Annotated in this window: 32 protein-coding genes; 5 read left to right on the forward strand and 27 right to left on the reverse strand. The window is 60.6% G+C overall.

From position 1 onward, the window contains the following. Window positions 1–14 precede the first annotated feature (14 nt). The gene (locus M1D74_RS07090) at window positions 15–3,968 is read right to left on the reverse strand and encodes a phage tail tape measure protein (protein WP_458116965.1); all 3,954 of its coding nucleotides are present in this window, start codon (window positions 3,966–3,968) and stop codon (window positions 15–17) included. A 47-nt stretch (window positions 3,969–4,015) separates the two neighbouring features. Here M1D74_RS07090 and M1D74_RS07095 point away from each other — a divergent pair, with 47 nt between their 5' ends. Continuing rightward, the gene (locus M1D74_RS07095; RefSeq protein ID WP_458116966.1) at window positions 4,016–4,210 is read left to right on the forward strand and encodes a hypothetical protein; all 195 of its coding nucleotides are present in this window, start codon (window positions 4,016–4,018) and stop codon (window positions 4,208–4,210) included. Here M1D74_RS07095 and M1D74_RS07100 read toward each other — a convergent pair. The 17 genes from M1D74_RS07100 to M1D74_RS07180 all read right to left on the reverse strand — a co-directional run bounded on the left by M1D74_RS07100 (window position 4,207) and on the right by M1D74_RS07180 (window position 15,291). Beyond that, on the reverse strand, window positions 4,207–4,413 hold the full coding sequence (locus M1D74_RS07100) for a hypothetical protein (protein WP_458116967.1): 207 nt from the start codon (window positions 4,411–4,413) through the stop codon (window positions 4,207–4,209). The two genes, M1D74_RS07095 and M1D74_RS07100, sit on opposite strands and share 4 nt — an antisense overlap. Window positions 4,414–4,538: 125 nt before the next feature. Beyond that, the gene (locus M1D74_RS07105) at window positions 4,539–5,198 is read right to left on the reverse strand and encodes a hypothetical protein (protein ID WP_458116968.1); all 660 of its coding nucleotides are present in this window, start codon (window positions 5,196–5,198) and stop codon (window positions 4,539–4,541) included. A gap of 96 nt (window positions 5,199–5,294) precedes the next feature. Further along, window positions 5,295–5,822, reverse strand: a complete 528-nt coding sequence (locus M1D74_RS07110) for a phage tail tube protein (RefSeq protein WP_458116969.1) — start codon at window positions 5,820–5,822, stop codon at window positions 5,295–5,297. Between the two features lie 2 nt (window positions 5,823–5,824). Further along, window positions 5,825–6,019 (reverse strand): hypothetical protein, encoded by a 195-nt coding sequence (locus M1D74_RS07115; protein ID WP_458116970.1) that lies wholly within the window; start codon window positions 6,017–6,019, stop codon window positions 5,825–5,827. A gap of 14 nt (window positions 6,020–6,033) precedes the next feature. Beyond that, window positions 6,034–6,465 (reverse strand): hypothetical protein, encoded by a 432-nt coding sequence (locus tag M1D74_RS07120; protein ID WP_458116971.1) that lies wholly within the window; start codon window positions 6,463–6,465, stop codon window positions 6,034–6,036. Further along, complete coding sequence (locus tag M1D74_RS07125) at window positions 6,462–6,848, reverse strand: hypothetical protein (protein WP_458116972.1); 387 nt, start codon at window positions 6,846–6,848, stop codon at window positions 6,462–6,464. Before M1D74_RS07125 ends, M1D74_RS07120 begins: the two co-directional genes overlap by 4 nt. Next, window positions 6,845–7,237 (reverse strand): DUF6093 family protein, encoded by a 393-nt coding sequence (locus M1D74_RS07130; protein ID WP_458116973.1) that lies wholly within the window; start codon window positions 7,235–7,237, stop codon window positions 6,845–6,847. Before M1D74_RS07130 ends, M1D74_RS07125 begins: the two co-directional genes overlap by 4 nt. A gap of 8 nt (window positions 7,238–7,245) precedes the next feature. Next, the gene (locus M1D74_RS07135) at window positions 7,246–7,704 is read right to left on the reverse strand and encodes a hypothetical protein (RefSeq protein WP_458116974.1); all 459 of its coding nucleotides are present in this window, start codon (window positions 7,702–7,704) and stop codon (window positions 7,246–7,248) included. Next, entirely contained in the window at window positions 7,704–8,603 is a 900-nt protein-coding gene (locus M1D74_RS07140; protein ID WP_458116975.1) for a hypothetical protein, read from the reverse strand. The genes M1D74_RS07135 and M1D74_RS07140 overlap by 1 nt, the downstream gene beginning before the upstream one ends. Before the next feature lie 56 nt (window positions 8,604–8,659). Further along, complete coding sequence (locus M1D74_RS07145) at window positions 8,660–9,133, reverse strand: hypothetical protein (protein ID WP_458116976.1); 474 nt, start codon at window positions 9,131–9,133, stop codon at window positions 8,660–8,662. A 57-nt stretch (window positions 9,134–9,190) separates the two neighbouring features. Next, entirely contained in the window at window positions 9,191–10,000 is an 810-nt protein-coding gene (locus M1D74_RS07150; RefSeq protein ID WP_458116977.1) for a VG15 protein, read from the reverse strand. Then, the gene (locus M1D74_RS07155; protein WP_458116978.1) at window positions 9,984–11,297 is read right to left on the reverse strand and encodes a phage portal protein; all 1,314 of its coding nucleotides are present in this window, start codon (window positions 11,295–11,297) and stop codon (window positions 9,984–9,986) included. The genes M1D74_RS07150 and M1D74_RS07155 overlap by 17 nt, the downstream gene beginning before the upstream one ends. Then, on the reverse strand, window positions 11,297–13,075 hold the full coding sequence (locus M1D74_RS07160; protein ID WP_458116979.1) for a terminase: 1,779 nt from the start codon (window positions 13,073–13,075) through the stop codon (window positions 11,297–11,299). Before M1D74_RS07160 ends, M1D74_RS07155 begins: the two co-directional genes overlap by 1 nt. Then, entirely contained in the window at window positions 13,059–13,415 is a 357-nt protein-coding gene (locus M1D74_RS07165) for a hypothetical protein (RefSeq protein WP_458116980.1), read from the reverse strand. The genes M1D74_RS07160 and M1D74_RS07165 overlap by 17 nt, the downstream gene beginning before the upstream one ends. A gap of 42 nt (window positions 13,416–13,457) precedes the next feature. Continuing rightward, entirely contained in the window at window positions 13,458–14,027 is a 570-nt protein-coding gene (locus M1D74_RS07170) for a hypothetical protein (protein WP_458116981.1), read from the reverse strand. Between the two features lie 296 nt (window positions 14,028–14,323). Further along, window positions 14,324–14,590: a hypothetical protein gene (locus tag M1D74_RS07175; protein ID WP_458116982.1), complete on the reverse strand. Its 267-nt coding sequence runs from the start codon at window positions 14,588–14,590 to the stop codon at window positions 14,324–14,326. A gap of 311 nt (window positions 14,591–14,901) precedes the next feature. Continuing rightward, window positions 14,902–15,291, reverse strand: coding sequence for a DUF3307 domain-containing protein (locus tag M1D74_RS07180; RefSeq protein ID WP_458116983.1), 390 nt, complete (start codon window positions 15,289–15,291; stop codon window positions 14,902–14,904). A 503-nt stretch (window positions 15,292–15,794) separates the two neighbouring features. On the opposite strand from M1D74_RS07180, the gene M1D74_RS07185 reads away from it, so the two are divergent. Then, on the forward strand, window positions 15,795–16,520 hold the full coding sequence (locus tag M1D74_RS07185) for a hypothetical protein (RefSeq protein ID WP_458116984.1): 726 nt from the start codon (window positions 15,795–15,797) through the stop codon (window positions 16,518–16,520). A gap of 138 nt (window positions 16,521–16,658) precedes the next feature. On the opposite strand, the gene M1D74_RS07190 is transcribed toward M1D74_RS07185, so the two are convergent. From M1D74_RS07190 to M1D74_RS07220, 7 genes are all read right to left on the reverse strand, one after another. Further along, entirely contained in the window at window positions 16,659–16,994 is a 336-nt protein-coding gene (locus tag M1D74_RS07190; protein WP_458116985.1) for a hypothetical protein, read from the reverse strand. A 147-nt stretch (window positions 16,995–17,141) separates the two neighbouring features. Beyond that, complete coding sequence (locus tag M1D74_RS07195) at window positions 17,142–17,969, reverse strand: hypothetical protein (RefSeq protein ID WP_458116986.1); 828 nt, start codon at window positions 17,967–17,969, stop codon at window positions 17,142–17,144. Between the two features lie 76 nt (window positions 17,970–18,045). Beyond that, window positions 18,046–18,426 carry a hypothetical protein gene (locus M1D74_RS07200; RefSeq protein WP_458116987.1) on the reverse strand — a complete coding sequence of 127 codons (381 nt, stop codon included), beginning with the start codon at window positions 18,424–18,426 and terminating at the stop codon, window positions 18,046–18,048. 113 nt (window positions 18,427–18,539) lie between these two features. Continuing rightward, window positions 18,540–18,764: a helix-turn-helix transcriptional regulator gene (locus tag M1D74_RS07205; protein ID WP_458116988.1), complete on the reverse strand. Its 225-nt coding sequence runs from the start codon at window positions 18,762–18,764 to the stop codon at window positions 18,540–18,542. 364 nt (window positions 18,765–19,128) lie between these two features. Continuing rightward, window positions 19,129–19,785 (reverse strand): DUF7341 domain-containing protein, encoded by a 657-nt coding sequence (locus M1D74_RS07210; protein ID WP_458116989.1) that lies wholly within the window; start codon window positions 19,783–19,785, stop codon window positions 19,129–19,131. Then, complete coding sequence (locus tag M1D74_RS07215) at window positions 19,782–20,291, reverse strand: hypothetical protein (RefSeq protein ID WP_458116990.1); 510 nt, start codon at window positions 20,289–20,291, stop codon at window positions 19,782–19,784. Before M1D74_RS07215 ends, M1D74_RS07210 begins: the two co-directional genes overlap by 4 nt. Window positions 20,292–20,403: 112 nt before the next feature. Further along, complete coding sequence (locus tag M1D74_RS07220; protein WP_458116991.1) at window positions 20,404–20,604, reverse strand: helix-turn-helix transcriptional regulator; 201 nt, start codon at window positions 20,602–20,604, stop codon at window positions 20,404–20,406. Between the two features lie 123 nt (window positions 20,605–20,727). Between M1D74_RS07220 and M1D74_RS07225 the strand changes: the two genes are divergently transcribed. Further along, a complete protein-coding gene (locus M1D74_RS07225; RefSeq protein ID WP_458116992.1) occupies window positions 20,728–21,213 on the forward strand; it encodes a helix-turn-helix transcriptional regulator in 486 nt (161 codons plus the stop codon). Next, window positions 21,188–22,258 carry a tyrosine-type recombinase/integrase gene (locus tag M1D74_RS07230; RefSeq protein WP_458116993.1) on the forward strand — a complete coding sequence of 357 codons (1,071 nt, stop codon included), beginning with the start codon at window positions 21,188–21,190 and terminating at the stop codon, window positions 22,256–22,258. Before M1D74_RS07225 ends, M1D74_RS07230 begins: the two co-directional genes overlap by 26 nt. A 209-nt stretch (window positions 22,259–22,467) precedes the next feature. Here the strand turns inward: M1D74_RS07230 and M1D74_RS07235 are convergent, their stop codons facing one another. Beyond that, on the reverse strand, window positions 22,468–23,175 hold the full coding sequence (locus tag M1D74_RS07235) for a GAF domain-containing protein (RefSeq protein WP_458116994.1): 708 nt from the start codon (window positions 23,173–23,175) through the stop codon (window positions 22,468–22,470). 287 nt (window positions 23,176–23,462) lie between these two features. Further along, window positions 23,463–24,887 carry a type I glutamate--ammonia ligase gene (gene glnA / locus M1D74_RS07240; protein ID WP_309071263.1) on the reverse strand — a complete coding sequence of 475 codons (1,425 nt, stop codon included), beginning with the start codon at window positions 24,885–24,887 and terminating at the stop codon, window positions 23,463–23,465. A 298-nt stretch (window positions 24,888–25,185) separates the two neighbouring features. Between glnA and M1D74_RS07245 the strand changes: the two genes are divergently transcribed. Continuing rightward, window positions 25,186–25,623 (forward strand): RDD family protein, encoded by a 438-nt coding sequence (locus M1D74_RS07245; RefSeq protein ID WP_458116995.1) that lies wholly within the window; start codon window positions 25,186–25,188, stop codon window positions 25,621–25,623. The last annotated feature ends 94 nt before the right edge of the window (window positions 25,624–25,717 follow it).

The following is a 25,717-nucleotide window of genomic DNA, read 5'->3' on the forward strand; positions in this document are numbered from 1 at the left end:
CCTCTCATGGGTTGTTACCGTGCCGCGGGGAGCGGCCCGTTCTCGGCAATGGTGCGGTTCATCAGGCCGTGGAACTTCTGCCCGTTGATGTCCACAACCGGCCGCCAGCCGGACATCGCCCGCGCGACAGCAGCTTCAATACCGGAGGCATCAACACGGACCGTGGAAGCGTGCCCGCGGGAACCGATACCCCGGTTGGACATCCCGTACAGGTGACCGAGGCGCGGGTCATCATCGTTGACCATGCTGATGAGGCTGTGATGCTTCTCGGAGGACTTCGAATTGACGATCCACTCGCCGCCGTCCGCGTAGAACGACGGCGCCCCAGTCGAACTGCTCAAACCAAGGAAGCCGTCTTCGCGTTCCGTTCCCGGACCGAAAGACGGCAGTCGCCCGCCGCCGGCATACTTCGAGAGCGTTCGACCCCGTGCAGGTGCCCCGTAGGTGAACTTCGAGACAAACCGCCAGCGGCCTTGGTTGAGCTCGACCAGCCGGCCGTCGTCCAGGACAATCTGCCCGGAGCCGTCCTCGTGGATGTCGCTGTACTTGATGCCACCGAACTGCTTGGACAAGGCCTGCTCGAACTGGTCCTGCCGTCCGCGCCACACAGCGTTAGCCTCACCGGCCTGAGCCGTAAGGCCTCCACCCTTCGCAGGAGCCTGCCGTTTGCCTGCCGAGTTGACCGCTGCAGTGGCTTCGAGGATCGCCCGTGCCGCCTGCTTCGTCACCTGACCTGCGAGGCGGAAGGTACCCGCCGTAGCGTTGGCCGAGACACCCGCCTGATTGATGCCCTTCGTCGCAGTCCAAACACCATCACTGATATGGACCATCGTGTTGTCCATGGTCCGCACCCAGCCGGAGCCGTCCTCGTGGATCTCCCAATCAGCGAGTTCCCCGACGATGCTTTCCATGCCCTTGATGACCTCAAGCTGACGCGCCTGCCACACCGAGTTAGCTTCACCCGGCCGAGCGCCCAGCCCGTCGATCCGCCCGGACATCCTGCCGCCGCCAGCGAAACCGGGAAGCCCAGCGAGGCTGAGATTGTCCTGGTTAATCGCGTACAGCAGGCGGTCGTACTTATCGGAGGACCGCTCATTGATGACCCACTCGCCGCCGTCCAGCCACGAGATCGGAGCACCGGACGTCTGATCGACACCAAGGATGCCGTCCGTCCTGTCAGTGCCCGGTCCCGTAGTGGGCAGGCGCCCACCGGAAGCGAGACCACCGACACCGCCGCCCTGCGAGTACCCGCGATCCGACGCTGACGTGTCTATGGACCGTGCCCGCATGTCAACGATCTGCCGGTACGTCGTCTCGTGGTAGTTGGTGTAGACGTTCGCAACCCGACCATCGAGCGCGTTGACCGTGCCGATGGTCGCTTCAGCCATGATCTTCGCTTGGTCGGACATCCACGTGTCGACGTTCGCTTCCGGCGGGATGCCCATGACCTTGCGGGCCAGATCATCCGCAGCCGTGCCCGTGATGCCCATGCCGTCAAGCGTTGTCAAAAGGGACTGGAACGTGGTCGCGAGGTTGGCTTGCAGTTCCGGCTGGCCTACGCCTGCTTTCGCTTTGGCCTCAACCTCAGCCATGCCGGTGGTCGCGACGTTTTGGAACTGAGCGTTCAGTGCCGCGCCAGCTGCACTCGTTAGGTCGAAGTCGGTCTTGTTCTCGTTGAGAGCGATACCGAGCACGTCCTGAGCATCAGCGAGAGCCTTCGCAGACTCCGCGCTCATGCCCTCCATCTCATACTGCTTGGCGAGAGCTTCACGTGCTGCATCGATCGCGCCAGCGTTCTCGCGGAGTGCTTCCTGATGCGCGGCCGTTGCCTCACGTGCTGACATCTCAGATAAGCCCGCGGCGAAGAGTGCTTCGACGTACTTGTCCAGGGCCACAACGGTGCCATCGGCCGCCAGCCCGACGTCCTCAAGAGCCTTGGCCTGCTCCTCAGTTACAGGAACCGAGTCACCAACAGCGTCCTTATAGGTGCCGAACTGCGCTTCAGCGAGAGCGGTCTTCTCCTGAGCTTCCACCATCACGTCGGGGATCTTCCCCGTGGCAAGCTGAAGAAGCTCCGTATCGGTGAGTGCCACGCCTGCCGACTGCCCTAGAGCGTCAAGAGCATCTTTGTACCCGGGCATGGTGTTGAGAGCGTCCTGCGCTGACTTGCCGTTCGCCTCAAATTCCTTGGCGAGCAGGTTGAACGCGTCCGCTGCAGCCTCAGCCCCACCGTTCGATACCAGATTGCCCATCTCGTCACCAAGATCGGCCAGACGGTTCTTCACCTGTGTGGTCTCGCTCTGCGCCAGCCCCGTCCAACTGAAGAATTGGTCAGCCCACTGGTTGATGCCGTCACCGAACTCCGTATTGGAGAGGCGTGCAATGGCATCAGCCATGTTGTCGACCTGAACGGACTTCTGCCCGAACGAGCTGTCCCAGTCACCGGAGAAAATGGAGTCGAGATCCGCAGACTTGGCTTGCGCTCCAGCCTCCGCAACCTTGAGGATCGCGTTGCCGAACTCCTCCGCCGACTTGGTGTTCTTCGTCGTGAATATCTGCCCAGCAGTAGCGATGGCACCGATGGCGATAGCGGCGATGCCGGCACCCTTGGCAATCTTGCCGAGCGTGCCCGGTACCTTGCCGCCCTCAGTGCCCAGATTGCGGAACGCTGACACCCCGTCAAGTACGGCCGGTGTAAGCTTCAGGACACCGCCGATGGCGAGCGCCGTCGACCCAGCAATGCCGGTAAGGGCCAGCCCTGTCTCAAGGACTGGGACCGGCAGTTTGCCGATACCGTCCACGAATCCTTCGACGGTCTGCACAAGGCCGCGCAGGGACTCGTTCGCTGACCCGCCGGACTTCAAGAAGACGGTATCGAAGGCACCGCCAAGCTTCTCCAGATCGCCCAGCAGGTTGTCCTGCTTGATAGATGCGGTCATAGCGGCGAAGCCAGAGGAGTCAACAGCGTCAGTCCACTTGGCGATGCCGTCAGCGCCCTGCTCAAACAGGACGTTCGCGGCACGCACAGCATCAGACCCGAAGATGACATTCATCGCCGTGGCGCGAGCCTCTTCAGACAGGCCGGACATGCCCTTCTGCAGCTTGCCAGCCAGGGCCTCCATGCCGATGAAGTTGCCCTGCGCGTCGTAAGCCGAGATGCCGAGCTCAGCCATCTTCGAGGCAGCAGCTTCAGACTGCGGGTTGAGCCGCTGGAGCATCGTCTTGAACGCGGTACCAGCGTCCGACCCGATCAGACCTGCGGAAGCGAAGGCCGCGAGGGTGCCCGTGGTCTCCTCAATGTTCAGACCAGTACCAGCGGCGACGAGACCAGCCTGGTTGAGCGCTGCACCCATGTCCTCAACGGAACCCTGCGCCTTGCCGGCGCCAGCTGCGAGGAGGTCAGCGATGTGGGGGATGTCTGAACCGGCGAGCTTGAACTGGGTCATTGCCGAAGCAGCAGTCTCCGCAGCCTGAGCGACATCCATTTCGCCGGCGGCCGCCAGCGCGAGAGCACCGTTCAGGCCGCCGTTCAGGATGTCTGAGGTCGAGACACCAGCTTTGGCGAGTTCCTCAATCGCCCCTGCGGCTTCCTCCGCCGAGTAGGCAGTATCGGCGCCGGCCGTCAGGGCAGCCCCGCGGAGGAGTTCCATGTTCGCGGCAGACTCGTGAGTCGCCGCCTGCACATTCGACATGGCCTTCTCGAAGGACGCGTACTTCGAGATAGCCAGAGTGACCGCACCAATCGCGGCCAACCCGAAGCCAGTCGCAGCGTTACCGGCAGTGTCCCAAGCCTCACGGTTCTTCGAAGCGTCCTGCGTCAGCCGCCCCAGCGCCGAAGATGCCCGCTCCCCAGACTGCTCAGTCTTCTTAGCGGCATCCTCTGCAGCCTTCGACACCTGGTCCATGTCGCGCTTGAAAGCCGCATACTCAGCCTTGATCCGGACAACAACACTGCGGTTAGAAGCCAACGGGACACACTCCTTGCAGGGATTGTTGTGCGGGATAGACTGTGCGGATGAACACACAGGGGGAAAAGGTTGCCCAGCGCCGCGGGCACAACGCATTGGTTGTAGGGCTCGCCGTACTGGTACTTGGGCTTGTCCTAGCGATGGCAGGCAACGGCGGAGGAACCACCGGGTTCGGTGTCCTCGTAGCAGTCGGCGGGCTCGTCACACTGCTTGTCGGTGCAGGGATACGCCGAGAGCGCTAAGCCTCCACCAGATACAACTTCTGGCCCGGGTACGTTTGACGGCTCTTGTCTTCCCGTGCCGATTCGAGATCCGCGCAGCCGTGACAGATGGTCTCCGCAACCTCATGCCGGCCAACGTTCTCATCGCCGCGCACCGTGTGAGCGGGCATACCGCAGCCAGGGCAGAGCGACTCTTCGTAAGCCGTCAGGGCGAGCGCCATCATGCGATCCCTGTCGTTCCACCGGCCGTCGTCAGGTCTTCCCCTGAGCACGGTGTGCGGGATCTTCCACGACCGCGCCGTCTTAGCCTCCAGCAGGAGATTCGACCAGCGCGGCCGGGACAGAGCCTCTACGATTTTGGGACGGTCACCGCCGGTGCCTCGCCAGCCGCGCGCGAGTACGCCTGATTGATGGCATCCATCTGCGAACCGCCGAGCTTCTTCTGAAGCATGCGGATCTGCCCGACCGTGACCGGGACCCACTGGTCACCCTTGCGAGTCGTGACAGACTCAGCCAGGACACGGATAGTAACTTCCGGCTCGATGACACCAGCGAAGGCTTCAGCGGCCTGCGTCCGAACCATCGCGTTGATGTCGTTGACCGCCGTGATCCCGAGACGCTTGGCATTCTCCTTCGCACGCGTTCGGGCCTTCGCTGCGGCCTCGTCAGCTTCCGTCTTCAGTTCGGCCTCGACCGCGCTCCGGATTTCCTTGACCTCATCGCTCGTGCGGGAGCTAACCCGGAACTCCTTCTTCGAAGCTCCCAACTGCTCCCACAGAGCGTTGATCTTGTCGTCAATCTCGGCGTTGGGATTGTCTGCGGAGTCGCTGAGGCTCCGATCCTCTTCAGGAATCTCCTGCACGACGACGCGTTGGCGCTGAAGCTCCTCAATGTCCGCGTACAAGTCAGCACGGGCATACAGGGTGACAAAGTGGGCCTTGCGCTCTCCGCCGGCCAGCCACTCGTCAAAGTCGAGTTCAATGGTCTCTTCGTGGGTGTTTTCAGTCATGGTGTTTCAGGCTCCAAGAAAGTGGGTACAGGCTCAGTAAGGGTGGTGCAGCGGGCGCGTGGAGCCTGAATCACACGCGCCCGCTGGTCTTGCGGGTTACGCTCCGGCGGCCGCAGCAATCACTGCGCGCTCATCGAAGCGGCCAGCGGAGAAGACCTGACGGAACTTCTCGTAACCAGCCGTCGCAGGGGAGAGGATCTGCGGGTCATGGGATGTGACCTCATAGACCTGAACCTTGTCCGCAGCCGCGAAGGGGACGTCCTCCTGCCGCTGGTTGTCGTCAATCTGACCAATGCGCTGGACCAGATATCCGTTCAGCCCGCGACCGTCGAACGTGGTCCAACCGAGATCATCGGCGGCGTCCTTGAAACGGAAGAGGTTCATCCCCGCCTCCACCGTGGCGCGACCAGGCACGGAGGTCTCCACGTCGTCGCACAGCGCCGGGTCGGTGATCGACTCATTGCCAGTCACGCCGAGAGCGAAGTCGGCGGCCGTCACCAGGCAGGTGAGTTCGACACCGGCATTCGCCTCAGTGACGGTCGGCGCGGAAATGTTCGCGATGGTCGTAACGAATGCCAGCTTGCGGTTGGCGGTATTCAGCATCTTGGGACCGGGACGGGCCATGGCTACTTACCTTCTTTCTTGGAGGGCTGTTCTTTCAGGTGGGGGAATCGCCCGTCCAGCCAAGAGGTAGGAACGGGGTTGGGGAGCTTCTGCTTCGTGTTGGTGTCGTACACGTAGACGCGCTTCCGCGGATCCGGCTGCGATGTCTGCGCAGCGGCCGCTGTTTCGGTTTTGGCTGTTTCATTGCCGGTTGCCACAGTGGGCCTCCTTGTCATTGGCGCTGCGAGGACAACAGGAACTCGTCCACGGCAAACATGGGGTTGCGTTTGGTTGCGGGAATGGTCACATCGAAGTCGGTCTGGGCATCCGTCAACGACTGCTGGAACAACCGACCTGGCACCCAGCCGGGAACCGATGGGATGGCTTGGCTCAGCGCTGGCCGCACCTGATCGATCAGCCACATCAGTTGCTCGAAGCCCGCCGCAACGTATGTCACCCGTAGGCGGAGATCCAAGGTGTCAGGGGTTCCGGACAGCGCTTCAGTGCCCTCAGTTCCCGGATCGCCCCAAAGGACTACGTACGGGTACTGCAGTGGTTGCTCTACGCCATTCAGAACCTTGGGTTGCACGGACCCGAAGTGCTTGGCGAAGAGAGGGGATGCCGGAATCAGCGCGTTCACGCCCAGATAGTGCTCCCGGATCACGAGAACGACTTTCCGAGAATGTCCGCGATGGCAGACTCCAACCGGGGAGCCTCAGCATCAAGCGCCTTCACCGGGTCGGGAAGGGTGCCTCCACCGGGCCTCGAAGACCCGAAGTAGGCGATACCGGCCAGCGAAGCCGACCCGCCTAGAGCCTTGTTCGGTCCGATGTCCGCCGCCGACGCTCCGGGAACGGACACCATCTCGTAATCGATCACGCGCTCAAGGTGCCCGAAGTGCTGAGACCCGCTCGCCTCCCGGCGCAGCTGATTCTTGATGTTCAGAGCGCCCTTCGAGACAGACTTACCGATCTGCGGTGCAGCCTTACTCGCAACAGCGCCAAGATCCATGCCCAGCTTGCGGAGCTCGCTCGCATCAGTGCTCATGTGTAGACCTCCACTGGGAGTCGGAATGCGGTGTCGAAGGAATCGGGAACGAATCCCTCCACACGGAACACCCGGTCCACGAGAACCGGCGTCAGTTCCGATTCGGTGATCTCGATGAGGTCACCGTCCTGAACGTCAGTACCGGCGGGGACGTGCACTTCCCTGCGGACAACCGTGAACTGGGCTTCCCCAGCTTCCGGCGTTGCCGCGGTCGAGCGCTGGGACTGAACCTTGCACTTCCCGGAGTAGACCGGCGCAGACACAGTGTCGTAGCCGCCCGTCTGCGGGTTGAACACTGACTCCCCGGTCTCCCGGGAAATAGTGCATTTGTCGACCATTAGACGCTCCGCAGCTTTCCGCCGGCGCTTCAGATACACCTCTTTACGCACGGTGCCTCCTAGTACCAGGGGAACAGCGGACCGCCCTCAGTGGGCACCCAACCGGCGCCGACAACGGGAGAAGCGGAGCGGGTTGTTGCGACCGTGCCGATGCCACGGTTGCTTGAGCCCTTCAGCCCGGACAACTGCTGCCGTTCGGATACGGTCAGGTACGCTCCGGACTCCTGCACAAGCCAGCCATCGGAAGCGTCATCGATGCCTCCGCGGATCTGCGCTTCGCGGTTGTCAAACACCCGGCCAGCGCAGTACAGAGTGACCATGACCGCGTTATCCGGGACGTTCGCGACCAGTGCGCCGTCCTCGCCCAGCCACGTCTGCCCTGATTCATCGCGAACCAGGGCAGACGCAGCCCTCAGAGCAAGAGCGGCACGCTTCGCCTCAGCAGAATCGGCCGGGATCGGCTCGCCAATCCAGTCAGCGAGCTCTTGGACCCCGGCCAGTGGTGCCGGGGCCGCCACTACGGAGTAGCCGGAGTCAGGGAAACCGACACAGCCCGGTCAGCGTCAAGGGTAGACGCACCGTAGAACGTATCCACGATGGACTGATCCTCAAGCTGCAGCGGGTTGTAGTGCTGGATCCAGCGGAGCGCGAATCCGTCCTGCGCCACCGTGGCCGACTTCGCTGCACCTTCAGGCGAGCGCGACGGGCGGGTGACGTGCGCGAACGCGTCCCGGTGGTAACCGATGCCGAAGTCCGCGGGGAGCGTGGGATCAGCAACGATGTTCCAGCCGAACAGGCGGCCGATGGTGGCATTGCGGAGAGTCTCCGACGTGCCAGCCTCGTTGACCTTCTGTAGCTGGGGCAGGGAGAGCGCCGCAGCTTCGAGGTCCGCGCCGACAGCGAACGTCCGCCCCTCCGTGGGGATGTGGCGCTCATTGAGAACCTGACGGGACTTGATGAGCGTCTGCAGGAAGTTCGAGCCGTCCGGATCGACGGTCGGGATAGACGCATCCGTGGGGATAGCGACCATCTGCGCGATCAGCGGTGCAGCGAGTTCGTCAACGACGGACTCAGCCTGTGGCTTGAGGACCTGCTGAGCGAGGTTCGTCAGGGTGAACGTTGCCCAGTCGTCCGGGAGACGCAGGGCGTTGTAGACCTGGTTTTCCAGGGTTACCGGGAACCATGCCTGATCCAGTTCATTGAACTGGATGGCATCCCGCGCGGTGCGGTTGGCCTTGGTGTAAACCTTGGCCTTGCCGGCGCTGACCGGGCCGAGTACGTTGACGGTCTGGCCGCGGCCAGCAACGAACTCGTTGGAGAAGTCCTGACGGACGGTGCGGGGAAGGTTGCTGAGCCAGCGCAGGGACGCGAGCGTTGCCCGTGCCGCCTGTTCCGGGGTGTAAAGGGTGTGGACCACGGGGGCCTCCTATTGGGTAGTTGCTGGCACGACCTCCGTGGTCGGAGACGCGCTGTCTAGCGGAAGATTCCTTGCGCCAACTTGTCGAGATCCTGCTCATCAGGCTCACCAGTTGGGTCACCGCCACCACGGAGTTTCTCCTTCGGGCGGTTCGTCGGAGGCTTCTTCGAGCCGAAAAGCTCCATGAGATCCTCAGCGTCTTTCAGAATTTCCTCCTCGGTCGTCCCAGACAGGCGCTTGATGAGCGCCTCCGGCAGACCGTGCTTGACTCCGACGCGTAGACGCAGGTTCTCGGCCTCCAGGGACGTGATCCTCGTGTCTTTGCCTTCGGCGTCCTTCGCCTTCTCCTCGGCGCTCTTGGTGCGTTCGCGAAGCTTGCGAGCCTCGCTGTTCAGCTTCCGGAGCTTGTCGCGCACCTTCTCAACGTCGACGGTCTCTTCCTCGGTGTCGTCCTCTTCGGTTCCCTCCGCCTCCTGGGCTTCGGTCTCCTCAGTGACTTCCTCAGTCGATTCGGCTGCTTGCTCTGACATGTGCCCTCCCGGGGCTTCTCGTTCGGCGCCGCCACCAGGGCGGCTCTTTGCACACCGCTATTCGGCGGTGCGGATCTTGGGGGAGTCGTTGAACGCTCCGTTAGCTCTCATCCGGTGCAGGATGGTGTCTGCAGTCCGTGATTCGCCGGCTTTGTCGGCTTCCTTCGCTGCAGCGTCGTACGCGTTGATGTAGGACTGCTCGGTCTTCGTCGGTGTCCATTCGCCGTAGACGATTTCCGATGTGCATCCGCAGTGCCCGTGGTAGAGCAGGCGCATGTCTCCCTGCCTTGACGGGCGGAGGACGTTGCCCTGCGTCCGTTCGGCCGAGAAATACTTGGGGCCGCGGGCTGCGAGCATCGCGCAGAAAGTGCAAGGGTTGCCGTCAGTCACACGGCGCCAACCGATAGCCCTGCTGTCCCCGGACTCGGTGTTGACCACCGACCCGCGCCCGCCATCCAACACCTGCCGACGCACAATGCCGCTCAGCTTCGGAAACGTCTTCAGCTTCGCCTCGTCCGGGTTCATGCCCTTCCCGATGAGGAGCTTCGTCCGGACCGGACCCGCGAGGAGCATCGCATCACGCATCTTCGCCGCGGCGAACGTGGCCGGAACAACCTCAGCAGGTTGACCGATTTCAGCAAGCCGGTACTCGTTCAGGTACGTGGCCGCCGTGCGGTTCGAGTCGTTGTGGAACTTCCGCAGAAGCGCCAACTGCGCCGGCAACCAGCGCTCTACAGACCGATCAATGCGGGCGACGTCGATACCATCCCAAAGGATCTTCGACGCCGCCATGGCACGGCTGGAGATAGCGAGTTGCGCGACACGGTTGGCCTCAGTGAGTTCCTTACCCTCAGCCGTCTGTGCCATTGGACTGACGGTCCAGAGACGCAGCCAACTGCTGTTCTGGGGTCGGGTTGGCCTTCTTGTAGTCCAGCCAGTTCTTCGCCACATCGGGTGTGATGCCGGGGACGCGATCCCACAGCTTCTCCGGAGGGATGCCGAGCATCGTCGCCATCTTGCCCAACGCGTCTGCTGCCTGCGACATGGAACGGGACTCAAGGTCAGCCCAGTCCATGACCAGACTGAAGTCCTCCGCGTCTTCCTTGCGTCCTTCAACGTGGGAGGCGAGGCGGAGCGTCTGGCAGTGCGAGTCCCCGAAGCCGACCTTGCGTTCCCCGGCCTTCAGGTCGAGCATTGCGCGCGCTTCGGTGATCGCGTCGGCGGACAGATTTATCATCTTGCCCGTGAGCGCGTGCGCCGGCGTCTGGGAGACAGCGGCTAACGTTTCGATGTCCGTCTCTTCCGCCTTGATGAGACCTTCAGGGCTCGTCTCATCCAGCGTGCCGAACGTGACACCCTCACCGCCGGTCAGGATGTCGTTCTGACGGAGGAGCATCTTCCGGCGCTCGTTCTCCTCATCGCTCTTCGGGTCCTCAAGGCCAGTGGCCGTGCGGACCTTCCACGATGAGTGATGCTGCACCAGCAGGCGGTCGAACGTCGTCTTGTTGATGCGCTGCGCAGCAGGGATGAACGGCTCAACCTCACCAGGCGTGCGGCCTTCAAGGTCGATCTGGTTCGAGTACCGGATGGCGGGAGCGACTCCAACGCCGTGGATGCGGTGTTCGATGAACACCAGCTTGCCGTTCTCCATGCCGAGCACGTGCACAGCGTCTTCGTCCACGATGTAACGGTGATCGCCGCGCACCCGCAGGTAGTACATTGGGTACTCGTCCTCAACCTCATCCGCGTAGACCGCGAACATGTCCCGCGGAGAGTACCCACGGATGACCGCTCCCGAATCACCGGGCAGGACCGTCGTGTAGGCGTACCCGTAACCGAGAGCGGCACGGTGAATAGCGCGCTGCCGGGAAGGCATCCGGTTGCGGATCCACGGCGCCCACAGCTTCTCGATGTCCTTCGACTTCTGCGAGCGGACCAGTTCGGCAACAAGCTGCTGAGCAACCGTAGTTACCACAAGGCCAAGCCACGGAGTTTCCGCGAGGTCCCGAAGGTACTTCTCCTCCTGATCGGCGGACTGCGGCACCCGGACCTTCTCCGGAGACCACCGCAACCAGTTGTCGATCTTGTCCAGCTTCTGGCGCTCAAGCTGCCAGCCCGGAATCAGGACATCGTTGGCGAGGGAGAGTACATCCGCAGGGCGCATCACCATACTTGCCCACCGCCCTTCTTCTTGCCGCTATTCAGGATCAAACGGCGCACCATCCGGGCACCGACCATGCAGATCGCGAGATCGATCTTGTTCTTCGACTCGCGCTTGTCTTTCGAGATGGACACATACCCATCCACCGGATACCGGCGGGCATTCAACACATGACGGCGCAAACGAGCATCTCCATCCCATGTGAACGACTTGGACTTGATCTCTTCGAGGGTGAATCCCACCGATGAGGCGAACGCGCGGGTGTTATCCCGTGCGGACATGTCGAACATGACCGCGTGACCGTTCGAACTCTTGGTGCTCTTCGACCCCGACGCCCAGACCCGCAGTTTGTGCCGGTACCGCATGTGCCACTCGTCAAAGAGCGGATCCCAGTAGCGGTCCATGGTCTCGTCGTCGCGCACATGCGACGGGTCACCGAAGAACCCGACCACCGTGTACTTGTCGAATGCCTGAGTGACAGTCTCATCGACCTTCTCGCGGGGAGCGAGCCAACCATCACCGCGCTTACCCGGCGGCCGCTGCCACATGCCCAGAGTCACCACATGCCCATCGGACATACGGCAAGCCACAAGGCCGGTAGCGTCGTCGGACTTCGAACAGTCAAGGAACAGTGTGATCTCTTCGCCCTGCTCCAACACCTTCTCGGAATCCTTCAGCGGGTCGAACTCCAGCGGCTCCGTCCAAGAATCCTCAGCCGCAGTGATCTGGTTGTACCACTTGCGCCGAGACTCACTAGGGGAGTTCGCAGGGTTCGCGATGGAGTTCTTGATGCGCCCCTCAGCGTCAAGCCATTGCGCGTCACCACGCACGGACCGGACAACTTCAGGTGCAGCGTCAAGCGTCAACGGCGCTTCAGGCGGAGCTTCCAGCGAGTCGTACATGACACCGAACTCACCGAACTCCGCATCATCGCCCAACGTCGACTCATACGCCTCGCGCATCCGCTGACCCACCGAATCTTCACCCGGCCGGTACGCGTTGCAGATGTCGAGCATCCTGGCAGGCGATTCCTTGTCAGACTTCGCCGCGTTACCCTCAATCGCGCCGGCCATCTCGTGCCCAGCGTTCGAGGAGTTCCAGTTCTGCGTCTCGTTGCGGATTACCAGCGTTGGGCGGCCGCCCTCAATGGACATCACCGAAGATGTGACCGCTTCGATCTGCCGCTCATCGCCAGCGCCCCACACATTCCGCTTACCCACCTGAATGCCGTAGTGCTTCCGCGCCTCCGAAGTAATCAGAGACGGGAACAGCTTCATGGTGTTCTGCGTCTGAATGAGCGACACAGCGACGATCTGGATCCACGCGTTCGACTGATCCCGGCCGACAGGCCGGTCACCGTCCCAATGGTCGAAAGTGACCTCCGCGAACATGGCCGCCATCGACAGACAAGCCGCGATGGGATCCTTACCCCAGCCCTTCAACCGCTGCAGGACACCGGAGTGGTAGAGGAAGTCACCGGACTCTTCGACGGCGAAGTACCAGAGGATGAATCTGGTCTGCTCCGCGGTGAACGCCCACGGCTTCCCGTGCTTGTCCTTCAGCCAGTACCCGCACCAGGCGAGGATCCTCCAGCCCAGCGTGTAGCGGGGGAGATGCCAGCCGTTGTCGTACTGCCACGTCGGGCCGATCTTCACCGGAGTCCACAACAGCCCAGAGGGCGGACGCGCTTGCTCTAGGAGGTTCTCGTACCAGCGGATGATCTCCGCGAAGTCGGATTCGGCAGAAGTGATGAGGGCGGCAGTGTTACGAGACCTTGCCACGCGACTGAGCCCAACGGGACTGCGCAGCCTCTCGCTGCTGGTTGCCTGCGGTAGCCCCACCCTCATCCGGGAGTTTCAGGCTCGCCCAGAGTGCCTTCTTCGTGGCACGGTGCTGGCGAAGCTCAGAGATCATCGGATTGGCGACATCCTGCCCCTGCGAGCCGGTGACGATCAGGTCAGCGCCGTCAAGCTCCTTCTCAAGCAGGACGATGAGATCCGCTTCCCGGCAGATGTCCTCCAGAGTGTCCAACTCATCAGCGCGGAGCTCGTAGTTCGACGTGATGTCTTTCCAGAGACGCTTGCCCTTAGCTTCGAGTCCTCGTGGTGCTGAAACAGCCATGATGATGTCCTCCCGGGACGCTATGCGCGCCCACCAGGGGCACTAAACGACCGAGGCAACAACCCCGGACAAATCTGCGAGACTCGACGGCGAACCCTCGAACCTGTTGCCAGTGACGGCGATGTACCGGCCGGCGGAGTAGAACTCGATGGCCTTCTCACCGGTACGGATGTTCCGGCCACCGCCTTCAGGGAGCAGGCCGAAGATGTGGAGGCCTTCACCGGACTGGGAAACCTCAATGTAAGTAGCTGGGCAGGAGTCGAGAACCTCGCGCGCCCAGTCAGCGACCACGCCGTCACTGATGCAGTGGTCCAAGTCGATGCAGCCGATGCCATCACCCAGGACGAAACCGAGGCCAGCCCCGACGTTGGAGCGGCGAGCCACGGAGTATTCGGACCACGTTGAAGAGTCCGTGGAGGAAGCGTTCCGGCCGACAACGGTCAGCGGCATCTTGCGGCGATTCCGGCGAACCCAGCGGGCCTTAGCTGTCATTTCAGCGGGGATAGTGGCCTTGCGGGACGCATAAACGCGGCACTTCGGAGAGCAAAACTTCGCACCCTCACGCAGCAACCCAATCCCAGCGTTGCAGTACCCGCACCGTCTCTCAGCCATAGCTACAGTCTACCGCACCTGTTACGGATAATCCGCATGATCTAGCGGAATTTGCAGGAGAGGAGAGAAGGGCAAACCGTCAGCGCCGATACGCCGCATCAGGGGATCAAATCCATCCACCAACCCCGCAAAAGGCCGCCAGAGAAGCGCTCAAGCGGTGCCAGAGGGTGGGAAAAAGCCAGAAGAAGCGCACGCAGGATGAGAATTGCTATCCGGCGGTAGAGGGGTTTTGTGTCGGGGAGTCACCCCCCACCCGTTTGGCGGGGAGCGACTCGACCCTGACCAGTGGTTTGAGTCTACTCGGTGAAGAGTGCGCGGACGTCATCGCGCTTGAGATCCTTGAGGTCCTCTTCGGTTTTGCCGTTGGCGAGCGCGTAGGCGGTCCACTCTTCGAGGCTGGCGTTGCCTGCTGGCTTGCCGTCAGAGTCTTCCTTCGCCTTGGCCTTGGTCTCTACCTGCTCCGCGTATCCCGCGTTGATGAGGTACGAGCCTGCGCCTTCAGTGGTAGTGATCTCGTCGCCTACCTTGTGGCCGCCAACAGTGTTGATGATCTTGAGTTTCATGTCAGTCTCCCTGGATGTTGTTCGGTGGGTTTGCGTCTCAGCTTCGCGGCCTGCCGGTTGCGTGCCGCGTTCTCCTGCTTGGTCTTCTCCCAATGGCAGGGAGTGCTGAGCCATTGCAGGTTCGACAGGGCATGGTTGTCGCCGGCCCGGATGTGATCGGCTTCAGCCCCTATGCCGTCGCAGTCAGGGTGATGCCTGCCCGCTTCGCATCTACCACCAGCCCTGCGCTTCACCGCTGCCTTGATAGCAGGCCAGTCAGCAGGGAGCCGGCGGGAGCGGGTACTGGTACCCCATGCCATCGGTGCTACCCGCTACAGCCAGACCACGGCGGCCGTGTTGATGAGCAGGTGCAGGGTGTTGTCCGCAACGATCATCAGCCACACGGACATCCATGCCGGTGTGCTCGATGGGTAGCCTGTCGCCTTGGCGTCTTCCCATACGGGGCGGTGAGCCTTTGGTCCTACCTGGTTCTTCAGCCAGATGATGTGCTTGGCGAGGCGCAGCCTGTCGATGACGATGTGCGTACCCGCGATGACCAGCAGTGCCAGCACCGACTGTGTGACGAACAGGTACGGGAGCGTGTAGGTGACGCCGTGCACGATGGCGGGCCACCAGCGCTTGGTCTTCTCCGTAGCCATCCAGTGCGACTGGATCAGGTAATCGCCTACAAGGTGGGCGAGGATGATGCCAAGTGCAAGCATGGTCTGTCCGTCCTATGGGTTTGGTTCGGAAGTATGTTCGATTTCTTCCGCCTGATACGTGAGCGTTGCCGCCCTGTAGGACACAGCGAGTCTGCCGTCTGCTCCAGTATGGAAGCTCATCGCAGATGGTCCCAGCGTTAGTGTTCCTCCGCGCGGGTTCATCGCTTGCGCTTAGTGCACTCGTGGCAGTGGAAGATGCCCCTGATGATGCGTGTGTTCCAGAAGTCCCGAAGGTGCCCGCAAGGGTAGGTCGGAGCTTCAACCGGCGGCGTTGCCTGGTCCATGGGTGATCCTTCTACGCAAAGCAAAGATCCCCCGGCGAGGACGGGAAACACAATGGGTTTCTCGCGGAGACCGAGATGAGGCCCTTATGCTGAGGCATGGGAAAGAAGAAGTCTCCCCCAGCCTCCGACGTAGAATCGGCGCCTGCTCCGAGAGATGCACGAAGTGACGTACCGGCGACAGAGCCAGCGCCATCAGGCCGGTCTGCCACCATTATCGCGGTGCTCGCATTGGTGATCTCGATCATCGGATGGGCTTGGCCATTCTTTGGACTACCGACACCAGGCGAAGCATCAGCTAAAAGCAATTCTGCTCGTCAATATTTTGAAGCAGTTACCAACAGCTCCGAAGCGCCGGACGCAAAGTTTGCACCGCGTATCACCATGGCTCTCGCGTACGCTTCTCCAGAATCGCCGGCCGCTCAATACGCCACCATCAGGCAGAACATTCACATGGCGAATCAGTCGGTCTCACTGGATGTCGAAGAAGGATCAGTAGCGAACATCAATGGTGGCTTCGAAGTCTGCGAAGCCACCGGACCCTGCAGCGAGGCGAGGAACCTGATTTTCGATGAAGAGAATCGATTGGAAGACTTCACACTCAGCGGCATTCCTGTTGCGTCAATGATGCTGCAATCCGAGGTTACTCCTCCCAGCGAGGAGGCCTTGCAAATAACCTTCAAGGGCGGCCTGCTCGGGGACGAGCTGCATTTTGCCCTGGAGGTCTACAATCGTTCTCGCGCAGTGACCCTAGTGCTTGAGGAGTTCGTCTACCGCGATGCAAGTGCCGAGGTACAGTTTCCCGAGGTTGTCGGATTGAGTGCCATTGAGACCGGTCAGCGGGCCTCCCTGAATGTGCGCGCAAAGGGAGGCAAGCGCGGCATACTTACATTCACCTGGGTGGACCATGAAGGCGAAAAAAACCACAGAGCGATCCTAATCGGATGATCCGAGCGGAAGGCCGCCATCGTATGGGGATCGACGGCGGCCTTCGCTAGGTACACGTGTGCGCTGTACCTCCAGATTAACCTAGATGCGCGTTACTTACAAGCCTGTCATTCGGCGTTGAGGGCGCTGACCGATCAGTCACTCGTTCGGGTTGTAGAGACCCGTCTCGGGGTTGTAGTGCCCGGGCGGGAGTCCCTCGCTGGGCCACAGCTCGAAGTTGTTGTTGAATTCGTTCTCGTCCATCCGCGAGAAGCGCCCATTGAATTCGTTCTTCAGTATGTAGTCGCAGACGAGTGCTCGTGAGTCATGCATCGATGTGTCGAGTGTTGGGATCCAAATGTGGGCGCCCACTGCTTCGTCTTCCTGGATCCATGCCCCTCCACACCATGCCGCAAGCTCTTCGCCGTTCTCGCGTGTAACCTGCACAGCCTGGAAGGGATCGGGGATCTCGCGGTACAGAGGGTAGTCATTCATGCTTTTCTCCATGGTAGTTGTGGTCTCTTGACCTGGTGGAATCCTTCGGGTGTGCTGTGGAGGCGTTGCTTCGGACGCAGGACGGGGGAGCATTGGATTCTACAGTTGCCCGAGCTCTGACGCTCCGGCCGGGGTCATAGCTATTAGTCATGGCATTTCTCCATAGCTCTGTAGTTCGCGCTGAATGTTGAGGGGGGATGGGCTGCGTTTCAGTGCTTGAATCCCTTCGAGACGTTCCCTCGTGGAGGGCTTCCCGGTGGGCTTGCGACTCGGTAGCGGTTCGTCTTCCCAGCCGCCCCTGCCCAGCCAGGTAGATGCGTGGGGGATGAACTGCGCTTCGGGGAGGTTCGGATCCTGTGCGAGTCGGCGAGCGCCTTCAATGATGGAGTCAGCACCATGCTTCAGTGCTTCCCGCTTGAAGACCTTCTCCGCTGCGGCCTTGCCGACCTTGCGCGGGTACTCCTGCCAGAAGACTTCGAAAGCTCCGGACGGGACGCGCACCCTCGACGGCGTAGCCGGTGAGGAAGTATTTTGTTCCCCTGTTCCCCTGTTCCCCTGTTCCCCTGTTCCAGCGTCGGAAGTGTGCGGTATTTCCGCTACAGCGTCACGGAGTTTCCGTGATTCACTGTCAGCATTCGCGCTAACCCCAGCGTTTCCGGTAGTCAGAGGGGATCCGGTGCTATCTGCTTGGTCAGGTCCGGGGTACTTCGATTGGGCGGCGCGACGCTCATTGCGCTGGTGGCTATCCCACGAGGGGATTTGGTAGAACGGCCTCCCTGAGACGGTGTAGAACGTCACGTTGAAGCATTCTGAAACTTCCGCTACTACTTCACGGAAATGCACGGTATTTCCGCTGCTCAATTCCGCGAGGTCGTCATTCGGGAAAATGAACCCTTCAAGCTCTTTGAGGTTCGCGGTGCCGCGGCCGTGGTCATCGGCCCAGTTCCACATAGCGATGAATGCGAGACGGGCCACTGCCGAAGCTGTTGCAGTGCTTGGCGAGGACCAAAACTCAGGTTTGATACTTCTAATTCGTGCCACCGGGTCATCCTCAGTGTGAATCTGTGCTAGGGGCGGGCAGGTTCATGCCTTCAACTGCTTCGTTCCACTCCTGAGGTGTCAGGTGACCTTTGATGAGGAGGACTCCGCGTAGCCAATCGAGCATCTTCTCGCGATCGACGTTCTTTGCTTCGACTGGTTCTATGGCACCCTGCTCCACAGCTGCACCAGCGAGGTCCGACGCGAATGTGAGTGCCTCCGCCACCGTCACCTCATATGTCGGTTCGACAGCGATGCGAAGTCCTTCTTCGGAGGTCCAGATGGGACAAAGCGAATGCGCTTCGCTCTCGCGTCTGGTTCCCCACCAGAGGTTTGGGTTCTCCGGATCCTGGCTGAAAGATTCGGGCGGTGCCTGATTGGTATGATGCGTCATGGATGGTTTCCTTGCTACGAGACCGTTTGGAAGGCTACGGGTGACGTGTTTGGCGACTGCATCCGTGGCCTTCTGCTTTCTTCTGCCGGAATTTCGGTCCGGCCGTCCGTGTGTCATTTGCGTACGACGCGGGGTGTGCGTCCGGTTGTCTTGTGTTCTTCGAGCCATTCATTCAGGTCGGCCCTGGACGTCTTCAGCGTCTTGCCCAACTGGATCGCTTTAGGTGCTCGGCCCTCCTGTCGCCAGTTGTAATACGTCTGGAGTGCGATCCCTAGCTCTTCGACCAGTTCATTTGTCGTTAGCCACTCGGTCTGAGTGGCATCGGATGATTTCCCCATGTGGCCCTTCTTGATTGACGTTGATTCGAATTTTTTTGTTTGCCGTATGGAATAACTATCGCCTTGAGATTAGATACACCCTTCAATAGGTGTCAACTTACTTACGCCTACTTGAAAATGCGGCGTTGCAGACATGAAAGTTAATTTCAATAGAGCATTATGAATCAGTTTTATGGTGTGAGAATGGCTCTATTGGCGGCAGCTAATGTATTTCCCGCCGCATTCGAGATATTCGCCACAGACGCATAGTCGCGCTGGTGTCGCTGACGTTTATTCGGACTCAGGCCGCCACTTGATCGCGTTTTGCGGGCCGTGGGCGCCACATGCGGCTTGTGAAAGCAGATCCCTTGTCGCTTGCGCACGGTCATGCGTCGACCATGCCTTGTGCCTCCGACATCTTCACCACGTGGCGTGCGGCAGCCTCCATTAGCGCTGGCAATTCTCGGAGGTCGGGGCCGGCCCACACAGATCCGCATGCGCCGCATTGTGCTTCAAGGCCGGCGGCGGTTATGGCGGTGTTGCGAACCCATTCGTCCTCGTCCCATGTCCAGGCGTGGGTGGATAGGCATTCTGGAACTGGGCAGGTCCCAACAACTTCGATGCGGTGAACAGGGTTGATGAGATTTCTGATGGCTTGTACCCAACCCGCGACCGAGCGAAGGCAGTCCGTCTGCTCCTTCCCCGCGGGATCCGCAAGCGCATGCATTCCCCATTTCTGCAACTTGGTCTCGGGAGGAAGTCCGGGAACGTCAGTGCCGGTGATCTGAATGTGCCTGGTATTCAAGGTTTCTCGAATCTCGGACCAGAGTATGACTGCTTGGACCGCGATTGGGGATCTCGACCCAGAACCTGTGCCACCCGTGTTTCGCCTCCCGGAAGCCTGTTCGAGACGCAATTGGTCAAAGAGCGACATCTCGGAGGGGTAGGACACGATGCCAGTATCGGTGTCGGTGTGGCTTGCCTTGTGTTCGCGGGTGAGTTGGTGGATGTGGTCGACAAGTAGTCGCTCGGCGCTGATCATTTCGCTCCCACTAGTTCGATAGGTGTCGGTCTTTCGCTTCTAATGGACTGATTGGCTTCCGTAAGCACGACGATTGAGCATGAGGAAGTTTTGCGCTTCAGAGAGCGGCCGTCCATCCATAGCTCCAACCCGTCGGGGCTTTCATCGAAACCTTGTAGTCGTCCCGCGATGCGGTAGAGGGTGTCACAGCCAGGGACGGTGTAGCTGATCTCGATGAGGCGTCGCAGGTGTTTGATGCAGAGTCGTCCCGTCGGCGTTACGACATCTTGTCCTCCTGCTTCTCGCTCGCTGTGCGTGGAGGGATCCTTGTGGGGCAAGGCGCGGAGGCTGTAGTGAGTTGCGTAGCGCTTGGTGGACCGCCCAGCCATCCACCATTGGACGCCCTTGCCGTTGTCGTAGAACCCCTGCAGCCGTCCAACTATGCGCAGTGGTTGTTCTGACTGTGATTCGGTGTAGGTGATTTCGACTATCTGATTGATGTGCTCAATGCCGAACGTGTTGCTCATACTGATTGACCCTTCCCATAGTGATCAGGGGCTTGATCGGCCAACTGAGAGCGGAACGCGGAGCCGCCTTGGTTCGAGAGATGCTTGCAGTTCTCGTACACCTTCTGCTCGGTCATGCCGGCTCGTCAGTGCCAAAGGCGGCGTTCACCCAGTCGATGACGTCCTGTTCGCGGTACATCACCCGTCCACCGAGCTTGGCGCAGCGCGGGCCCGTCCCGTTGTGCCGCATCCAGCGAAGTTGCGCAGGTGTCTTGCGCAGCATCTCTGCCACCTCGTCCAGCGTTAGTAGTTTCATAACCATCGAAACCGCCACTCCATCCTCCTAGTGTTGTGGGGAATGAACTCTCAGTCCCCTATGAACTATTGTTGGGGTGAATGGGGCTGGTGTCAAACTTCTGGGGAATGTAGGCTAAGTCTCGTGGAGAATAGTTTGAGCGTGGGAGACATTGCGAAAGCAAGCTTTGGTGAGGCGTTGCGTAAGTTCAGGCTCGCCAGTGGGCTGACGCAGGAAGAGTTGGCTAGACGACTCAGTGATCGGGGTTTCAGTGCGACTCAGACGATGGTTGCCAAGATTGAACGGGGGGACCGACCGACGTCGATTGCTGAAGCGGCCGTCATAGCTGCGTATTTCGGCACTCCGGTCCAATCCTTTTTACCCCTGGATCGACTTTCGGCTACTTTGTCCCACCTATCGTGGCTGGAGACTTCCCGACACAGCTTGGATGGTCAGATAGAAGACATCCAGAACCAACTCACTGACATCTTCATTCGACTGAGCGACCTTCACGACCATTGGGACGAATATGTCCGCGATATGACTGAATCAGAAATCGAGTATGTGAAGGAATTCGACCTCGACCCTCGGTCGACCTATGAGAGGGGACTCAGGGAGCGCGATGGCGAGCATCCAGAAGAGGCCTGACGGCCGGTGGCGGGCACGCTACCGGGACCATGCGGGCAAGGAGCATGCGCGGCACTTCGGGCGGAAAGTGGATGCTCAGAGGTGGCTCGATGAAGTGACGGCGTCGGTCGTCACCGGGACGTACGTGGATCCGAAGACGGCGAAGACAACTGTGGGGGAATGGTGTGCTGTCTGGATGAAGGGTTACGAGAACAAGCGACCCGCGACTGTGCGCCAGGCGAAGTCTCATCTGAAGCACATTGAGGCCGCTTTCGGGACGAAGGCCCTGTCGGCTGTCCGTCCATCGGAGATCCGTTCATGGACCGCGGCGCTGAAAGCTGAAGGGTACGCGGACTCTACGGTATACGCGCTGCATGCTCGGCTGTCGCACCTCTTCTCCGACGCGGTGCACGACGGGCTGATCCCAAAGTCGCCTGCGGGACGTCGAACCTCCCCGGGTGCTGGCAAGGCGCGTCCGTATGTGGCGACGACTGATCAGGTGTGGGCTCTGCATGATGCGATGCCGGCGAGTATGCGGCCGGCGGTCTTGCTTGCCGCATTCGCGGGTCTACGGGTGGCCGAGGTCGCCGCGCTCCGGGTCCAGGACGTCGACTTCATGCGAGGTTTCATCAGCCCCGAGATTCAGTACCCGAACGAGCCGTTGAAGACGGAGATGTCTAAGACGCCCATCCCTATCCCAAGGGAGTTGGCGCTGCAGTTGAACTACAACCCGACGAAATGGGGATCGACGACCATCGTGACCGGAGAGTACGGCCGGCCCGTAGCGCCCTACACGATCGAGACCAACTTCCGTAGGGCACGGTTGGAGATTGAAGACTTGCCGGAGGGGTTCCGATTCCACGACCTGCGGCACTACTTTGCCTCGCTGTTGATCGCCTCCGGCCTAGACGTGAAGGTCGTCCAAGCTCGGCTCCGGCATTCATCAGCGAAGACGACGCTTGATACCTATGGTCACCTCTGGCCGGACAAAGATGAGTCGTCGAGATCTGCGATCGCGGCTGTCCTGCGAGGTCAACTGGTCCCCGGTGTAACTCATGCGAAGTGATGTCTGTACCAAATGGCGCACCGCCCAGTTCGGGGCGGTTCGCATCTGAGTCACTTCTTGCGGGACATCATCTCGATGAGTGACTTGTCACGCGTCTTTCGTTCTAGCCGGATCTCTTTGACAACTTCGTCCATAGACTTTCGCTCACGAACTTTCCGAGCCTCTTCGCGAGCCTTCACAACGTGAGGAGCAAGCTTGATTGATCCCATTTAGATCCCTCCCTTGTCTTCGTTAACTGTATCGGATTTGCCGTGCTTTCCCCGTTTTGCCTCAGCGAAGTATACGGACAACATCGATGCCAGTACCGTCAGGAGATCACCGTCGCGTCGTTCCACCCCACTGGGTGACGTGTGATCCAGCGAAAGCATGCCGTATGCCTCGTCTGTTGAGCGAATCGGTACAGCGACAAAGGACCTATAGCCGCGGTCATCAAGGATCTCCTGCTGCAACTCGAACTCTTCGGCGCCCTCAATTAGCGCGAAAACGCTCTCACCCCTAGTGGAATTGCGAACTACCACGTTTGCTGGATCCGACCTTCCTTCCTCATGTAATACCGTGAGGCTACTGCCGTCCTCCGAGAGGCCGTACACAACAACCCGCAACTCCGCGTCGGCACCATATATCTCATCCAGAAGATGACCCACCGATTCTGAGATTGCGGTTTCCATCCCTATGACTCGTTCTGCACGGGGCTGGCGCGACAGCGAGGCTAAGTCCTGGAGGCGTGAAGCAGCGTATTGCACCACCTTGCGTTCCCTAGCCTCGTACAAATCCTCACGGGATTGGTCTCGCGTCGTCCACGCACCGCCGGCGATCACTGGCAGCACCCCTGCGGCGGCTGCGGCTGCTCCGATGAGAACTAGCAGTACGTTGCCAGCGGCTCCCGAAATAACAAGACTCCCTGCGAGCGTGCCCACCCAAGGCGCCGCCGCCGCCCAGGGCCCGTTGAGGGAGCAGGTTCGTGCAAAGTCCCACCAGAGGGAGCGTAGTTTTCGCATGGGTTGGACAGAAGGTTGTTGATGGACGGGTCCCCGGGAAGTCACGGAACGAGCATACTTTGCCTTTTTGTCGACCGTAGGAGGAACTCGCCCCTGCCGAGAAAAACCAAGGGACCTCTCGTGATATGAGAGGTCCCTTGGTTCTGATGTCCCGGTGATTCTGCGGACTATGCGCGGACTAAACCCGCTTTTTCCGCGTGATCTAGCTAGACGCCGTAGTACAGCTCGAACTCGTAAGGGTTCGGACGTGCGGCGAGGGGCGCGATCTCCACCTCACGCTTGAAAGCGATCCAGGTATCGATCAGGTCCTGCGTGAAGACACCGCCGGCCTGAAGGAACTCATTGTCGGCTTCCAGGGCGAGGAGTGCTTCTTCGAGGGACCCCGGAGCCTTCTGGATGTCCTTTGCTTCCTCAGCGGGAAGCTCGTAAAGGTCCTTGTCGATCGGGTCAGCGGGCTCGATCCGGTTCTTGATTCCGTCAAGGCCGGCCATCAGCTGGGCAGCGAATGCCAGGTAGGGGTTCGACGACGGGTCCGGAGCGCGGAATTCGATGCGCTTGGCTTTGGGGTTGGAGCCCGTGATCGGGATGCGGATACCTGCGGAGCGGTTGCCCTGTGAGTACACCATGTTCACCGGTGCCTCGAAACCCTTCACCAGGCGACGGTAGGAGTTGACCGTGGGGTTGGTGAACGCGAGCACCGCCGAAGCGTGCTTGAGAAGTCCGCCAATGTACCAGCGGGCAAGATCCGAGAGCCCTGCGTAGCCGCGCTCGTCGTAGAACAGCGGCTCGCCGTTGCTCCATAGCGACTGGTGGCAGTGCATGCCGGAACCGTTGTCGCCGAAGATGGGCTTGGGCATGAAAGTCGCAGACTTCCCCCAGGCGTTGGCAACGTTCTTGATGATGTACTTGAACTTCTGCAGATCGTCAGCCGCGTGCACCATGGTGGTGAACTTGTAGTTGATCTCTGCCTGTCCGGCACCGCCGACCTCGTGGTGCGAACGCTCAACCTCAAGGCCGACCGCGTCCAGCTCGACACACATTGCGTCACGAAGGTCGGCCTGCTTGTCTACCGGTGCAACGGGGAAGTAGCCGCCCTTGAACGGGGTCTTGTTGCCGAGGTTTCCACCAACTTCCTCGCGGCCGGTGTTCCACGGGGCCTCGATGGAATCAACCTTGTAGAAGGAGCCCTGGGGGCTGGATTCATACTGGATGTTCTCGAAGATGTAGAACTCGGCTTCCGGAGCAAAGAAGGCGGTGTCCGCGATACCGGTTGATGCCAGGTAGGCTTCGGCGCGTTCTGCAACTCCGCGCGGGTCCCGGTGGTAGGGATCGCCGGTGCGGGGGTTCACGATGGAGAAGTTCAGTGCGAGAGTCTTCTCGATCCGGAAGGGGTCGATGAATGCGGTGGTGACGTCCGGAATCAGCTGCATGTCGGATTCCGCAATACCCTGGAAGCCGCGGATCGATGAACCGTCGAACAGCTGGCCGTGAACAAAGAAGTCAGCGTCAACGGACTTCGCGGGGACGTTGAAGTGCTGCTGCACGCCCGGAAGATCGGTGAAACGGATGTCGACAAACTTCACATCTTCGTCGGCGATGTACTTGAGGACTTCGTCCGCATTTTTGAACATCGGGTTATGCTCCTAACGCATATTTCGGGGAGAGCGACCGGGGCCGGTAGCGCGGGGGAAACGCCGCAAGGCTTTACCTGCTGCGGTCGCAACAGCCTCCACACTATGAATGCGCAGTTACCCACTGGTGTCGCAAATGTTTCCGGCGTGTAACTTAAGCCGGTTGCCACGCACACGTGCTCACACCCCACCCTATCGGTCTCTCGAATGCTTCCGCTTCTCGGAGGCGGTCATTCCCCGAGGCGCACCGGCTGGGTTTCCTGTGGGGAGGGTCTCGGCTGCACGTTAGAGTTGAACCGTGGTAGACCGCAGAGACATCAGTTCATGGCTGGAAGGGCCGCCTTCCCGCGGAGACGGTCATTGGCCCGGTCAGCGGCTGGGCAGGCCAAGGGACGGCGTCGGTTCGGTGGCGCGTCCGGGGCGCAGACTAGGAGCTCTGGTTATCGATTGGGCGCTCTGCAGCCTGATCTCTGCCGCGTTCTTCAACTATGACGGTCTGGCCACTCTCGGCATCTTCGCCCTCGAGCAGATGCTTTTGGTGGGAACGCTGGGATACAGCGCCGGTCACAGGGCTTTCGGTATGCAGGTCCAGCATGTTGAGGGCAGGGCAGCCGGGCTCGGCGCCGCCATTTTGCGCGCCCTGCTCATTTGCCTGGTCATCCCCGCGGTGGTCTTCGACGAGGATCAGCGCGGCTTGCATGACCGCGCTGTCGGTACCCTGCTTGTCCGTATCTAGGCTGTTCGATATTTAGGCTGTTCGATCCAGTGCGGATGAATCAGGTCGGCCCGGATACAACAAAAGCCGGTGCGCATCGAGCGCACCAGCTTTT

The sequence above is a fragment of the Arthrobacter sp. D2-10 genome (genome assembly GCF_054161285.1).

What these genes read in the sequence shown, in the direction of transcription:
- M1D74_RS07175 (WP_458116982.1), bottom strand. Translation starts at nt 14,590, where the DNA reads ATGAAACTCAAGATCATCAACACTGTTGGCGGCCACAAGGTAGGCGAC.
- M1D74_RS07105 (WP_458116968.1), bottom strand. Translation starts at nt 5,198, where the DNA reads ATGACTGAAAACACCCACGAAGAGACCATTGAACTCGACTTTGACGAG.
- M1D74_RS07210 (WP_458116989.1), bottom strand. Translation starts at nt 19,785, where the DNA reads ATGATCAGCGCCGAGCGACTACTTGTCGACCACATCCACCAACTCACC.
- M1D74_RS07145 (WP_458116976.1), bottom strand. Translation starts at nt 9,133, where the DNA reads ATGTCAGAGCAAGCAGCCGAATCGACTGAGGAAGTCACTGAGGAGACC.
- M1D74_RS07155 (WP_458116978.1), bottom strand. Translation starts at nt 11,297, where the DNA reads ATGCGCCCTGCGGATGTACTCTCCCTCGCCAACGATGTCCTGATTCCG.
- M1D74_RS07165 (WP_458116980.1), bottom strand. Translation starts at nt 13,415, where the DNA reads ATGGCTGTTTCAGCACCACGAGGACTCGAAGCTAAGGGCAAGCGTCTC.
- M1D74_RS07180 (WP_458116983.1), bottom strand. Translation starts at nt 15,291, where the DNA reads ATGCTTGCACTTGGCATCATCCTCGCCCACCTTGTAGGCGATTACCTG.
- M1D74_RS07215 (WP_458116990.1), bottom strand. Translation starts at nt 20,291, where the DNA reads ATGAGCAACACGTTCGGCATTGAGCACATCAATCAGATAGTCGAAATC.
- M1D74_RS07125 (WP_458116972.1), bottom strand. Translation starts at nt 6,848, where the DNA reads ATGAGCACTGATGCGAGCGAGCTCCGCAAGCTGGGCATGGATCTTGGC.
- M1D74_RS07190 (WP_458116985.1), bottom strand. Translation starts at nt 16,994, where the DNA reads ATGAATGACTACCCTCTGTACCGCGAGATCCCCGATCCCTTCCAGGCT.
- M1D74_RS07095 (WP_458116966.1), top strand. Translation starts at nt 4,016, where the DNA reads ATGAACACACAGGGGGAAAAGGTTGCCCAGCGCCGCGGGCACAACGCA.
- M1D74_RS07170 (WP_458116981.1), bottom strand. Translation starts at nt 14,027, where the DNA reads ATGGCTGAGAGACGGTGCGGGTACTGCAACGCTGGGATTGGGTTGCTG.
- M1D74_RS07100 (WP_458116967.1), bottom strand. Translation starts at nt 4,413, where the DNA reads ATGATGGCGCTCGCCCTGACGGCTTACGAAGAGTCGCTCTGCCCTGGC.
- M1D74_RS07205 (WP_458116988.1), bottom strand. Translation starts at nt 18,764, where the DNA reads ATGGGGAAATCATCCGATGCCACTCAGACCGAGTGGCTAACGACAAAT.
- M1D74_RS07230 (WP_458116993.1), top strand. Translation starts at nt 21,188, where the DNA reads ATGGCGAGCATCCAGAAGAGGCCTGACGGCCGGTGGCGGGCACGCTAC.
- M1D74_RS07200 (WP_458116987.1), bottom strand. Translation starts at nt 18,426, where the DNA reads ATGACGCATCATACCAATCAGGCACCGCCCGAATCTTTCAGCCAGGAT.
- glnA (WP_309071263.1), bottom strand. Translation starts at nt 24,887, where the DNA reads ATGTTCAAAAATGCGGACGAAGTCCTCAAGTACATCGCCGACGAAGAT.
- M1D74_RS07150 (WP_458116977.1), bottom strand. Translation starts at nt 10,000, where the DNA reads ATGGCACAGACGGCTGAGGGTAAGGAACTCACTGAGGCCAACCGTGTC.
- M1D74_RS07110 (WP_458116969.1), bottom strand. Translation starts at nt 5,822, where the DNA reads ATGGCCCGTCCCGGTCCCAAGATGCTGAATACCGCCAACCGCAAGCTG.